This window comes from Flavobacterium taihuense (assembly GCF_019351435.1).
Taxonomy (GTDB): domain Bacteria; phylum Bacteroidota; class Bacteroidia; order Flavobacteriales; family Flavobacteriaceae; genus Flavobacterium; species Flavobacterium taihuense.
The window spans coordinates 324,358-338,146 of the sequence record NZ_JAHWYN010000002.1 but is presented as its reverse complement, the minus strand read 5'-3'; the positions used below and the strand labels follow the sequence as shown (position 1 = coordinate 338,146).

The 13,789-nt window shown below is 35.8% G+C and carries 10 protein-coding genes; 3 read left to right on the top strand and 7 right to left on the bottom strand.

From position 1 onward, the window contains the following. Window positions 1-82: 82 nt before the first annotated feature. Together KZH69_RS03070 and KZH69_RS03065 are read left to right on the top strand one after the other, a co-directional pair. The gene (locus tag KZH69_RS03070; protein ID WP_219315994.1) at window positions 83-1,864 is read left to right on the top strand and encodes a 1-deoxy-D-xylulose-5-phosphate synthase; all 1,782 of its coding nucleotides are present in this window, start codon (window positions 83-85) and stop codon (window positions 1,862-1,864) included. A gap of 40 nt (window positions 1,865-1,904) precedes the next feature. Continuing rightward, window positions 1,905-2,912 (top strand): DUF3078 domain-containing protein, encoded by a 1,008-nt coding sequence (locus KZH69_RS03065; RefSeq protein WP_219315993.1) that lies wholly within the window; start codon window positions 1,905-1,907, stop codon window positions 2,910-2,912. A gap of 73 nt (window positions 2,913-2,985) precedes the next feature. On the opposite strand, the gene dgt is transcribed toward KZH69_RS03065, so the two are convergent. Both dgt and KZH69_RS03055 read right to left on the bottom strand, forming a co-directional pair. Next, on the bottom strand, window positions 2,986-4,323 hold the full coding sequence (dgt, locus tag KZH69_RS03060; RefSeq protein ID WP_219315992.1) for a dGTP triphosphohydrolase: 1,338 nt from the start codon (window positions 4,321-4,323) through the stop codon (window positions 2,986-2,988). 254 nt (window positions 4,324-4,577) lie between these two features. Beyond that, a complete protein-coding gene (locus KZH69_RS03055) occupies window positions 4,578-5,039 on the bottom strand; it encodes an Lrp/AsnC family transcriptional regulator (RefSeq protein ID WP_219315991.1) in 462 nt (153 codons plus the stop codon). Window positions 5,040-5,195: 156 nt separating this feature from the next. Here KZH69_RS03055 and metE point away from each other — a divergent pair, with 156 nt between their 5' ends. Continuing rightward, window positions 5,196-7,520, top strand: coding sequence for a 5-methyltetrahydropteroyltriglutamate--homocysteine S-methyltransferase (gene metE / locus KZH69_RS03050; protein WP_219315990.1), 2,325 nt, complete (start codon window positions 5,196-5,198; stop codon window positions 7,518-7,520). Window positions 7,521-7,608: 88 nt separating this feature from the next. On the opposite strand, the gene KZH69_RS03045 is transcribed toward metE, so the two are convergent. The 5 genes from KZH69_RS03045 to KZH69_RS03025 form a co-directional block, all read right to left on the bottom strand. Beyond that, on the bottom strand, window positions 7,609-8,088 hold the full coding sequence (locus KZH69_RS03045; protein ID WP_219315989.1) for an RDD family protein: 480 nt from the start codon (window positions 8,086-8,088) through the stop codon (window positions 7,609-7,611). A 126-nt stretch (window positions 8,089-8,214) separates the two neighbouring features. Further along, on the bottom strand, window positions 8,215-8,940 hold the full coding sequence (locus tag KZH69_RS03040) for an AAA family ATPase (protein ID WP_219315988.1): 726 nt from the start codon (window positions 8,938-8,940) through the stop codon (window positions 8,215-8,217). A 223-nt stretch (window positions 8,941-9,163) separates the two neighbouring features. Then, window positions 9,164-11,587 carry a ribonucleoside-diphosphate reductase subunit alpha gene (locus KZH69_RS03035; protein WP_219315987.1) on the bottom strand — a complete coding sequence of 808 codons (2,424 nt, stop codon included), beginning with the start codon at window positions 11,585-11,587 and terminating at the stop codon, window positions 9,164-9,166. A 279-nt stretch (window positions 11,588-11,866) separates the two neighbouring features. Next, on the bottom strand, window positions 11,867-12,844 hold the full coding sequence (locus tag KZH69_RS03030; protein ID WP_219315986.1) for a ribonucleotide-diphosphate reductase subunit beta: 978 nt from the start codon (window positions 12,842-12,844) through the stop codon (window positions 11,867-11,869). A 262-nt stretch (window positions 12,845-13,106) separates the two neighbouring features. Then, on the bottom strand, window positions 13,107-13,679 hold the full coding sequence (locus KZH69_RS03025; RefSeq protein WP_219315985.1) for a DUF3109 family protein: 573 nt from the start codon (window positions 13,677-13,679) through the stop codon (window positions 13,107-13,109). Between the last annotated feature and the right edge of the window lie 110 nt (window positions 13,680-13,789).

The following is a 13,789-nucleotide window of genomic DNA, read 5'->3' as shown; positions in this document are numbered from 1 at the left end:
GTCCCCAAATCCCACAAAGGGAATTATTAAGTTGCCGTACAAAAATAGAAAACAAAACCGTAAATTCGCTTTTTAAACTATAATGAAAAGCAACTTACTCGAACATATCCATTCCCCAATCGATTTGCGCCAGCTTGAAGAAGCACAACTTCCTCAATTGGCACAAGAATTACGTGATTTTATCATCAATATTGTCGCGACCAAAGAAGGTCATCTTGGCGCTAGTCTTGGCGTGGTGGAACTCACGATTGCTTTGCATTATGTTTTTAACACCCCTGAAGATTTATTGGTTTGGGACGTGGGTCATCAAGCCTACGGGCATAAAATCCTGACTGAAAGAAGAATTATTTTTTATACCAACCGACAATTGGGCGGTATTTCCGGCTTTCCAAAAAGAAGCGAAAGCATTTACGATACTTTTGGCGTAGGCCACTCCTCCACTTCTATTTCGGCAGCGCTAGGAATGGCAATTGCGTCCAATTTGAAAGGCGATTTCGAGAAACAGCATATTGCAGTTATTGGTGATGCTTCGATAGCTTCTGGAATGGCGTTTGAAGGCTTGAATCACGCTGGAGTTACCGACGCTAATTTATTGGTTATTCTAAATGATAATGCCATTGGAATTGATCCAAGCGTTGGTGCACTAAAAAAATACCTCACTTCCGTAAAAGAGGGAAAAAACCCGAGACAGAATAATATGATTCGGTCATTGAATTTTGATTACTCGGGACCCATTGATGGTAATGATATTTATGCCGTTATCAAAGAATTAAAGCGATTGCAAAAAACAAAAGGACCAAAATTTTTACATATTATTACCACCAAAGGCAAAGGACTTCAACAAGCCGAAGAAAATCAGGTAAAATATCATGCTCCAGGTAAATTCGATGCATCAACGGGTGAAATTATTCCAAAACAAGAAGAAAATTTACCACCAAAATACCAAGATGTTTTTGGTTTGACCATTTTGGATTTGGCCAAAAAAAACGACAAAATTGTTGGAATTACTCCTGCTATGCCATCTGGAAGTTCGTTGAAATTTATGATGGATGCCTTTCCAAAACGCGCTTTCGACGTTGGAATTGCCGAACAGCATGCGGTTACATTATCCGCAGGTATGGCTACACAAGGAATGGTAGTGTATTGCAACATTTATTCTACTTTTTTGCAGCGCGCATACGACCAAGTGATTCACGACGTGGCTTTGCAAAATTTACCAGTAATTTTTTGCCTGGACCGAGCAGGTTTAGTTGGAGAAGATGGCGCTACGCATCATGGAGTCTTTGATTTGGCTTATTTGCGTTGCATTCCGAACATGATTGTTTATGCCCCTTTGAATGAGATCGATTTACAAAATATTTTATATACTGCCCAATTGGGTTTAAATCATCCTATTGCCATACGATATCCTCGAGGAAGAGGTGTCACTAAAGATTGGAAAATTGCACATTTAGGAACATACGAAAAAATTGAAATTGGAAAAGCAAAACTACTCCAAAGTGGAGCAAAAGTTGCCGTTTTATCGACTGGGGCAATTGGAAACAATGTCACTTTGGCTCTATCCAAAATACAACATCCTGAAAACTTTGCCCATTATGATTTTGCTTTTATCAAACCTCTTGATGAAAACGAGCTACATGCTATTTTTAGCCAATTCGAAACCATTATCACTATTGAAGACGGAGCAATAAAAGGTGGTTTTGGAAGTGCGATTCTAGAATTTTCGGCCACCCATAATTACACTTCTAAAATACAGTTATTAGGAATTCCGGATATCTTCATTGAGCAAGGTTCTATTGCTGAACTACAACAATATTGCAAAATTTCCGTTGATAGTTTAGAAATAATTTTCTCAAGTTGTTGAAATAAATTATTTTGCGCCCTTAAAATACCACAGCCCTACTATGACTTTTTTTACCAAACCAATTTTATTATTATTATTATTATCAATCAGTAGTTATTCGCAAATCAAAATAATTACAAGTGTAGCTGATACCACTACTGTAAAAAAAAACGACCAACCACTTAACACCATTATAACTGCTAAACCAGACACTATTTCGCATTGGACAAATAAAAATATTCTTGGTGTAGATATTTCAGAGATCGCTTTTGTCAATTGGAGTGCTGGAGGAACAAGCGCAATTACAGGACTTGTGAGAGCACATCTCAAACGAGATTATAAAGATGATTATCAAGTTTGGGCAAACGAACTACTTTTTAGATATGGTATGAACAAACAAGAAGGAATTCAACTCAGAAAAACAGATGATGTTTTTAGAATCAACTCTACGTATGGCTTTAGAAAAGATTCTTTATCCAATTGGTACCATTCGGCAAAATTAAATTTCAATACCCAATTCACAAATGGTTATAATTATCCAGATATAGAAAATCCAATTTCAAAACCCTTTGCACCTGCCTACACTTTTCTAGGTATTGGTTCTGAATATATTTACAAACCCGAAAAACTAAATGTCTATTTATCTCCTTTAACGTTAAAAAACACAGCTGTACTTGATCAAACTCTAGCTAATGCCGGTGCATATGGTGTAAAAAAAGCAGTTTACGATGCACAAGGAAATTTAATTTCAGAAGGAAAGCAATCGAAAACTGAGCTTGGTATTCTGGTAACTTCCTATATTGAAAAAGAGATTTTCACGAACATTACGATAAAAAACCGTTTGAGTTTGTATACCGATTATTTACATAATTTTGGCAATATAGATGTTGATTGGCAATTTTATGCCGATTTAAAAGTAAACCAATATGTAAAAGCTAATGTTGGATGCAATTTAGTCTACGATGAAGATATTGACGTCATTAAAGAAGAAAATGGGGTAAAAATCAATGAAGGCCCAAAAGTGCAATTAAAGCAAGTATTGGGAATTGGTCTAGAATATGTTTTTTAAATCCTAAAGGAAACTCAAATAAAATGCCCTAAACAGTATCTAGCTTTTAGGGCATTTTCAGATTTATCAAAATCTACACAGCGGTTATTGTTTTATAAAACAATAAGGCATTCCCATCAGTGAGCATTGAAACAAAATGACAGATATGAAGTAACCTTTCATATAGATTTTCTTTTTCCAAATGATGTTTTTCGGGTAACATTTTCAGTATTAATCCATCGTAATTAGAAACTTTACCTTCGTATTTATTATTGAAAGCCGTAATAAATTTATCCAAGAGCGTTTGAATAATTTGATATCCCACAATCTCCTTTTCTACTACTTCGCGGCTTTGATAAATATTTTTGACGCTTATTTTAATGATATCGTCCATTTGGGCCTTGTATTTGCTCTTATCGGTTAAGGCAAAAGGAAATTTCCCTTGCATAATGGCTTCTTCATTTTCAATAAAAACCTTTACGGCATCATTAATTAAACTTCCAATAGCCAGCGCACGCAAATAACTGATTCGATCTTCCTTAGTTTCTAAAGTTTTGTATTTTGAAGTATCAATGCTGTCTTTTACCAATTTGATTAAATATTCCAAAGCAAAATCCTCAGAGACCAAACCTAAATTGATTCCATCTTCAAAATCAATTATGGTGTAACAAATATCATCGGCAGCCTCTACCAAATAGGCTAATGGATGTCTTTCAAAACCAATATCATCTCCTTTTTTATTGGGAATCATTCCCATATCTGAAGCTACTTCCTGAAAGAAAGCTTTATCGGTTTGAAAAAAACCATATTTTTTATCGGCTATATTTTGAGTTGGCTTTTTGGGCAAACTTTCTTTTGGGTATTTCATGAAAGCACCAAGTGTGGCATATGAAAGTCTAATTCCGCCTTCAACTCCGGGACGAGAACTGTTCAAAACCGAAAAGCCATTAGCATTCCCTTCAAAATCAATCAAGTCTTGCCATTCTTTGGAGGTTAGTTTCTCTTTGTACTTCAACCCTTTTCCAATAGAAAAATATTCCCCAATTGCCTTTTCGCCCGAATGTCCAAAAGGTGGATTTCCTATATCATGCGCCAAAGATGCTGCGGCCACAATAGCGCCAAAATCATTCATTTGATAACCGTGCACTTCTTGCAAATACGGATATTTCTCTAATATTTTTTTTCCTACCAATCGTCCCAAAGAACGGCCAACAACCGAAACTTCCAAACTATGCGTTAAACGGGTATGCACAAAATCAGTTTTGGAAAGCGGAATCACTTGTGTTTTGTCCTGCAAACTTCTAAAAGCAGAGGAGAATATGATTCGGTCATAATCGACTTCAAAGCCCAAACGGGTTTCGTCCTGCTCGATTCTTAATCTTTTACCTGTGTCTCCTTGTCGTTTTAGTGATAATAATTGTTCCCAGTTCATGATGTGTTTTTCGGATTTGTTTTCAAAGATAGAGAAATAGATAGATTTTAAAAACAAAAGTAGTTTTGTAATAAGTGCATATGCTTATAAAATCACAAGTATCTTCTTATTACCACTGTTGTTTGCGTGAGGGATAGAAGCAAGCTACCGAAGTAGCGCGGATAGCCCGACCGTAATGAGGAAAGGGGCTGTATATGCGGTGCTAAAAGTGAGCCCCTTTCTCTATACGGTCACGCCCAGATGATTTATATTACTTAAATAGCCAATGCCGTGCTGTGCTTAATCTCGCCCATCACAAAAACGCTCTGGGTATTCCCGATATTTTCGATAGTAGAAAGTTTGTTCATCACAAAATCCTGATAGCTCGACATGTCTTCAACGAGGATTTTCAACATAAAATCATAATCTCCAGCTATGTTATAGCACTCGATAATTTCCGGAAGCGCCACTATGTCTTTCACAAAATTGCTCCCCACGTTTTTGGCATGTTCCTTAAGCCGGACATTACAAAAAACGGTCATCCCGAGATTCATCTTTTTCTTGTCCAACAAAGCCACATACTTCATTATATAACCATCACGCTCGAGTCTTTTTATACGCTCATAAACGGGAGTTACCGTCAGGAATAGTTTGCTGGCTAGCTCTTTTATGTTGATATTGGAGTTTTCCTGCAGTTGTTTTAAGATTTGTAAATCGATCTTATCAATATTTTCCATAGTATTTTTTACTGTTAGAATTCAATCACAAAATTTTATTTCGAACAAATTACTGCAAAAATTACAAAACAAACATCATTTTACTGAAACAAACAGATAATTTAATATTAATTACCAAAGAATATAATTTTGCTCAGTAATAAATACTGAGATAAAATGAAAACAAACAATTTAGGTTACCCACGAATTGGCAGCAACAGAGAATTAAAAAAAGCGAATGAACTGTATTGGGCCAACAAAATTTCGGCAGAAGATTTATTGGCGACTGCCGCAACAATTCGAAAGCAAAATTGGCAATTGCAGGCAGACAAAGGCATTGACTTAATTCCTTCCAATGATTTTTCCCTTTATGACCAAGTATTGGATTTAACTCTGATGTTGGGCGCGATTCCGGAGCGTTATCAAGAATTTGCCAAGACAAACAATTCTTTGGATTTGTATTTTGCCATGGCGAGAGGTGCCCAAAAAGCGGGGCAAGATGTTGTGGCTATGGAAATGACCAAATGGTTTGACACCAACTACCATTATATTGTTCCTGAGTTTACAAAAAATCAAAAATTCGAATTGTTTTCGACCAAGATAATCGCCGAATTCATTGAGGCAAAAAAACTAGGAATTACAACAAAGCCTGTACTTATTGGCCCCGTTTCCTATTTATTGCTCGGAAAAGAAAAGGAAGACGGTTTTCACAGAATTGACCTTATCGACAAATTGCTTCTAGTATATTTTGACATCCTTAGTGCGTTACAAACCGAAGGAGCAGAATGGATTCAGCTTGACGAACCATTTCTGGCATTGAATTTGACCAATAAAGAACGTAACGCCATCACTCATGTTTACAATGAAATCAACAAAAAATTTCCTTCCTTAAAAATAATTCTAACCAATTATTTCGACTGTTACGGAGAAAATCTAGAAACTGTTTTGGCCTTACCGGTACACACTTTGCATTTGGATTTGGTACGTTGTTCGTCTCAGTTGGATGATATTTTAGAGTCTAAACTTTTCTCCAAAGACACTACACTTTCTCTTGGGGTTGTTGACGGAAGAAATATTTGGAAAAATGATTTCAAAAAGTCATTAGCCATAATCCAAAAAGCGACCGATGCTGTGGGCAAAAATCGAATTATGATTGCGCCGTCTTGCTCGCTTATACACAGTCCATGCGATTTGGATCTGGAAACCAATGACAAAACATTGACTCCCGAAATCAAGCAATGGCTGGCTTTCGCCAAACAAAAAATCGAAGAGGTGACACTTTTAAAATCTTTTGCTTCGAATGAACAAGAAGCTGAAAGCTCATTGCGATTCATTGAAAACACTGTTGCCAATGAAAACCGCAAAACATCCAAACTAATACACAACCCCTCCGTAAAAAATCGTGCATCTTCAATCACTGCAAAGGATTCAAAAAGAGAAAACACCTTCGCCATTCGAAGAAAAAAACAAATAGACGTATTGAATCTTCCTTTGTTTCCAACCACAACAATCGGTTCGTTTCCTCAAACAACCGAAGTAAGAAGCTGGAGAGCTAAATTCAAAAAAGGAGAATTGAATCAAAAAGAGTATAATGATTTGCTTCAAAAAGAAACCGAAGAAACCATTCGCTTTCAAGAGGAAACAGGTATTGATGTTTTGGTTCACGGAGAATTTGAGCGTAACGATATGGTTGAATATTTCGGTGAACAATTGGAAGGATTCACTTTTACCAAAAATGGTTGGGTACAAAGTTACGGTAGCCGTTGCGTGAAACCACCAGTGATTTATGGTGATGTTTCGCGTCCAAATCCTATGACCGTAAAATGGGCAGAATTCGCACAATCACTTACGCCAAAATGGGTAAAAGGAATGCTGACCGGTCCTGTGACTATTTTGCAATGGTCCTTTGTGCGTAACGACCAGCCACGTTCTGAAACCTGCACACAAATTGCTTTAGCTATTCGTGATGAAGTAGTCGATTTGGAAAAAGCAGGAATCAAAATCATTCAAATTGACGAACCTGCGATTCGCGAAGGATTGCCATTACGCAAAGAAGAATGGGATACTTATCTGGACTGGGCAATAAAAGCCTTTAGAATTTCGGCTAGTGGCGTAAGAGACGACACCCAAATTCACACCCACATGTGCTACAGCGAATTCAATGATATTATTCAAAACATTGCCGATATGGATGCTGATGTGATTACTATAGAATGTTCACGTTCGCAAATGGAACTACTGGATGTTTTTGCCGATTTTAAATACCCGAACGAAATAGGCCCTGGAGTTTATGACATTCACTCACCGCGTGTACCTTCACGCAACGAAATGGTGAAATTATTAGAAAAAGCTTCGGCGGTTATTCCGGTTGACCAACTTTGGGTAAATCCCGATTGTGGACTAAAAACGAGACATTGGGAAGAAACCAAAAAGGCCTTAATCGAAATGGTTGCTGCCGCTCAACAAATGCGAATTGCCGTTAGTGACATTGCAATTGTTTAACACCTATAATTTACAACTAAAAAACCCTAGTAGATTTGATAATTTACTAGGGTTCCTTTTTCATCTCAAATTTTTATTTACAATACCTTTAAGGCAAAATAATAATTTTCTTTTGTTTTTCAAATTCATGTTTTTTAACCACATAGGTTTCTGACATAGAATCATGCCATCCTCCTGGCTCACCACCCAAAAAAGAAAAAGCTTCGAATGGTATGAATCTACACAGTGTACGTTTCAAGATGCTTTTATAATTGGGTTTTGAACCGTTTTTCATAACCACATAGGTTTGGGTTAAGAATTTCGCGAGAGATCGTGAAAAATACAGCTCGGTCAAATAATAGTAAAACCCTGCAATGATGGCAAAAGAAAGCCCTTTTTCAAATATCCCCATAGAACTAATCCAAGTCTTCAGGAAAGAACTATTGGCAACATCGGAAAATAGGACTATTGTTGTCCCAATACTAATCCAAATCACATATTCTATCGCCAAATCCATAACAAAATTAGACAAACGCTGTCCCCTTGAAGCCAGTAAATCATCTGTAACTGTAAATCTTTTACTTTCCATATTTTCTGTTTTTTAACACTACAAACAAAACATACTAAAACTATAACTCACTCAAATATAAGGAATTATTTTTACAATTATGAATTAAGAAACCTCCAATTCTCCTGTTATTTAGTAATCGAAAAACTAAGATTGGTTTGAGTCCAAAGCCTTTTGTTTTTTAATCTCTGCTTCAATGATATTGTTTTTTACCTCTTTGAGTAAATGATTTTTCGCTTCCGCAAAAGTGATATCATAAATACGGGTTACTTTTTGGAATTCTACAGGATATTTCGATAGTAATTTAGAGTAATAACTATCCAAAACTTCCTTCGAAGGAGCCATAAATTCCAATTGCATTTCAAAACGACGCACCAAAGCTTCATCAATCATATTTATTTGGTTGGTGGCGGCGATTAAGACTGAACGATTGGGAAAATTATCAATTAATTGGATAATCGAATTCACTACGCGTTTCATCTCGGAACTGTCTTTGTTATCATAATCCCGAATTTGACCTAAAGAATCAAATTCATCGAAGAATAAAACCGAACTTTCGTATTGCACTTCTTTAAACAATCCTTCTATATTCTTGGAGGTTTCACCCAATTTGGAAGAAACAATTCGGGAAAGATTGACAATGATTAGCTTTTTGTCCAGTTTTCTTGCAATCGCTTTGGCTGTCATTGTTTTGCCGCAGCCTGTTTTACCGTGCAACAGTATTTTATTTACCACAGACAAGTCATATTGCTCCAAAACCTGACGAAACTGATATTCCTTCAAGAACTGATTGATCTGCTCAGAAACGGCTTCGTTGAACACTACATCTTCGAGATAAACAATACTTCGGTCTGTAAAATATAATAAACTCAAGAGGATTGGATTTTAAATAATTTTCTTTTAGAAATGAATTCCGCAAATTTAGATAAATTAAATTATGGAAACGAGAACACCTAGCCCCGATTGAAGTGAAAATCCTTTTTTGAGGCTTTTCGCCGAAAAAAAGATTGAAACGAAAAGCGGGAAATAGCTCCCAAAAAAAAACAGCTATCATAATCGACAGCTGTTTCTCTATATTCTTTAATCTATTTTCTGATTACGATCCACACATTTCACAATCGTCTGGACCAGCATTTTTAGCTAATTCAATCATTACTCTGTATTCTTCAGCAGTCATTTGAGTTTCTACTACTTCAACCGCCTCAAGAACTCTAGCTTGTGGTTTAGAATCTGGAATAACTTCCTCTTTTTTATCGTTGTTCAAAGTAAACTTAATCGCATCGACTGCCGCTTTTGTTCTCAAATAATACATTCCTGTTTTCAAACCAGATTGCCAAGCGTAGAAGTGCATTGACGTCAGTTTTGAATAATTGGCGTCTTGCATAAACAAGTTCAATGATTGTGATTGATCTACAAAATACCCTCTTTGACGAGACATATCGATGATGTCTTTCATGGACATTTCCCAAACAGTTTTGTATAATTCTTTCAAATCTTGTGGAATTATATCAATGTTTTGAACCGATCCGTTGTGACGCATGATTTCTTGTTTCAAGTTGTCATTCCACAATCCAAGTTTTACTAAATCATGCAATAAATGCTTGTTTACCACAATAAATTCACCAGACAACACACGTCTTGTGTAAATATTCGAAGTATATGGTTCGAATGCTTCGTTGTTACCCAAAATTTGAGAAGTTGAAGCTGTTGGCATAGGCGCAACCAATAATGAGTTACGAACACCGTTTTTTACCACTTCTTTTCTAAGAGCAGCCCAGTCCCATCTTCCTGATAATTCTTCGTCTTTCATTCCCCACAAATTGTGTTGAAATTCTCCATTTGACATTGGAGAACCTTTGAAAGTAGAATATGGTCCTTCTTCTATTGCCATTTCCATAGATGCGGTACAGGCAGCGAAGTAAAGGGTTTCGAATATTTCTTGGTTTAATACTTTGGCTTCATCAGATGTAAAAGGCAAACGCAACATGATAAAAGCATCAGCAAGTCCTTGTACCCCAAGACCGATTGGTCTGTGACGCATATTGGAATTTTCTGCTTCTTTTACAGGATAGTAATTTCTGTCGATTACTCTGTTCAAGTTACGAGTCACACGTTTAGTAACGTCGTATAATAATTGGTGATTGAATTTTCCGTTTTCAACGAACATTGGCAAAGAAATAGAAGCTAAATTACAAACAGCCACCTCATCACTTGACGTAAATTCCATAATCTCGGTACACAAATTCGACGAACGAATCGTACCTAGATTTTTTTGATTTGATTTTCTGTTGGCTGCATCTTTGTACAACATATAAGGAGTTCCGGTCTCGATTTGAGATTCTAGAATTTTCTCCCATAATTCACGTGCTTTGATGGTCTTTCTACCTTTTCCTCTAAATTCATAATCGGTATATAAAGCTTCAAATTCCTCTCCATACACATCATACAAACCTGGACATTCATTAGGACACATCAAAGTCCAAGTCGCATCTTCCTGTACACGTTTCATAAATAAATCCGATGTCCACATGGCAAAGAACAAATCTCTGGCACGCATTTCTTCTTTTCCAGTATTCTTTTTCAGATCCAAGAAATCAAAGATATCAGCATGCCAAGTTTCGATATAGATAGCAAAACTTCCTTTTCTTTTTCCTCCACCTTGATCCACATAGCGAGCAGTATCATTAAACACTCTCAACATTGGTACAATTCCGTTTGAAGTACCGTTTGTACCACGAATGTAAGAACCTGTTGCACGAACATTATGAATAGAAAGTCCAACACCTCCCGCTGATTGCGAGATTTTTGCTGTTTGTTTCAAAGTGTCATAAATACCATCAATACTATCATCCTGCATGGCCAAAAGGAAACAAGAAGACATTTGAGGTTTTGGCGTACCTGCGTTGAATAACGTTGGCGTTGCATGGGTAAAGTATTTCTTAGACATTAAGTCATAAGTCTCCATAACCGATTTCAAATCGTCTAAGTGGATTCCAACAGCAACACGCATCAACATATGCTGCGGGCGTTCTACTATTTTACCGTTTATTTTCAATAAATACGAACGTTCCAGTGTTTTAAAACCAAAATAATCGTAATTAAAATCTCTATTATATATAATGTGAGAATCTAAAAATTCTGCATTTTCCATAATCACTTTATGAACCTCTTCGGCTAACAAAGGTGACTCTTGATTGGTTCTTGGGTTGATGTAATGAAACATTTCATTCATCGTTTCTGAGAACGATTTTTTTGTATTTGAATGTAGATTTGAAATCGCAATACGAGCAGCCAATTGTGCATAATCCGGATGAGCAATAGTCATTGACGCAGCAGTTTCGGCAGCAAGATTGTCTAGTTCAGATGTAGAAACCCCATCATACAACCCTTCAATAACACGCATAGCCACTTTAACTGGATCCACCAATTCGTTCAAGCCATAACATAATTTTTTGATTCTCTCTGTAATTTTATCAAACATTACAGGCTCCTTGTGGCCGTCTCTTTTTACTACATACATACTTTTATCAATTTTTAATTAATGAATTGTGATTTACGAATAGCAGGAATTCATAAATCATTTTTTACTCACGGTCAATCCATAAACCATTTCGATATTTTGTTTCATCGCATAAATGAGATGAAACAAAACGCCGTCATTTGACCCAAAATGAATTGGGTTGAATTAACTTAGTTTTTAGATTTGGGGATCTTAAAAAACTACTTAATTATTATTTTTACTTTTATTTTTTTAGTGCGATTAAATACCGTAGGAAGTATTTAAAATCAAAACTGTATTCTAAAAATCGGCATCGAAGCTAATTTTTTGGGAATCACCTTCGGTAACTTTAACCCCTGATTTTTGATATTCGGCAACTTTTTTCTCAAAGAAATTAGTTTTTCCTTGAAGTGAGATCATATCCATAAAATCAAATGGATTGGCAACATTGTATTCTCTATCACAACCCAATTCCACCAATAATCTATCGGCTACAAATTCTAAATATTGAGTCATTAAACCTGCATTCATTCCAATCAAACTTACAGGAAGCGATTCTGTAATAAATTCTCTTTCTATATTCAAAGCATCAACAATAATGCTTCTTATTCTTTCTTTTGGTACTTTATTAATCAAATGGTGATTGTGTAAATGCACCGCAAAATCACAGTGAACTCCTTCATCACGAGAAATCAGCTCATTAGAAAAAGTCAATCCTGGCATCAATCCACGTTTTTTTAACCAATAAATAGAACAAAATGCTCCTGAAAAGAAAATTCCTTCTACCGCCGCAAAAGCTATTAGCCTTTCAGCAAAAGAATCAGATTCAATCCATTTCAAAGCCCAATCTGCTTTTTTTCTAATTGCAGGAAAAACATCCAAAGCATTGAATAAATCTGCTTTTTCATTTTCGTCTTTTACATAAGTATCAATCAAAAGCGAATAGGTTTCGCTATGAATGTTTTCCATCATGATTTGGAATCCATAGAAAAATTTAGCTTCGGCATATTGAACTTCATTTACAAAATTCTCCGCTAGGTTTTCATTAACGATTCCATCCGAAGCTGCAAAAAAAGCAAGAATGTGTTTTATAAAGTAACGCTCGTCATCATTTAACTTATTATTCCAGTCATTCAAATCTTGTGACAAATCAATTTCTTCAGCAGTCCAAAAACTGGCCTCCATCATTTTATATCTTTCCCAAATATCATGATGTTTAATTGGAAAAATCACGAAACGATTTTTGTTTTCTTGTAAAATTGGTTCTATTTGAGACATTAGATTTTGTTTGTTTATTTTGATTTTTTATACTGAAAATAGATGCGAAAAGCGAATTACAAAGATTGTGAAATAATGCGGTTATTAAAAGTCAAACTTATTCACAATACCTCTTAGTTTTTAACAAAAAATAAAAATGGGAATCCTTTTCATACAAAATATATTTTATTGATTATCAATAATTTAAATGCTTCACAAAGCACCAAACACCTGTAAAACATCAGAATTTTAAAAGAAATAAAAAGAATTCAACCGTTTGTTTTTACAAACCTTTTTTTAAGTCCTCGGCTACCTTTTCAAGTTCCAAATACCAATCTTCACCAAAGCGACGAATAAGAGCTTCTTTGACAAATTTATATACAGGAACTTCGAGTTCTTGCCCTAAAGAACAGGCTGCATCACAAATATCCCATTTATCATAATTGACTGCTGCGAACTCGGTAAAATCTTTAACTCGTATTGGATATAAATGACAGGAAACTGGTTTTTTCCAGTCAATTATACCTTGGTTATAGGCTTGTTCTATCCCGCAAAGAGCGGTCTTCCCATCAAAAATTACGTAAGCACAGTCTTTGTTATCAATTAGCGGCGTTTCAAGATCACCATCTGCACCATTTACCCAAGTTCCTAGTGCTTCTATAGCTTCAATTCCTTGTTTTCTTAAAAATGGTTTTACTTTTGGATAGATTTCCTCCAATATTTTTGTTTCAGCCAAACTCAATGGTGCTCCTGCATCGCCATCGACGCAACAAGCTCCTTTGCAAGCTGACAAATTACAAACAAATTCTTTTTCGAGTATATCCTCTGAGACGATGGTTTTTCCTAGTTGAAACATTTTGCAAAGGTAACCAAAGATTCAAGAAATAAAAAACTCTCTTAAACATAAGTCGCTAAACTATCCGAATTAACACATTGCAACAATTTTACCTACATAAATTGATAATC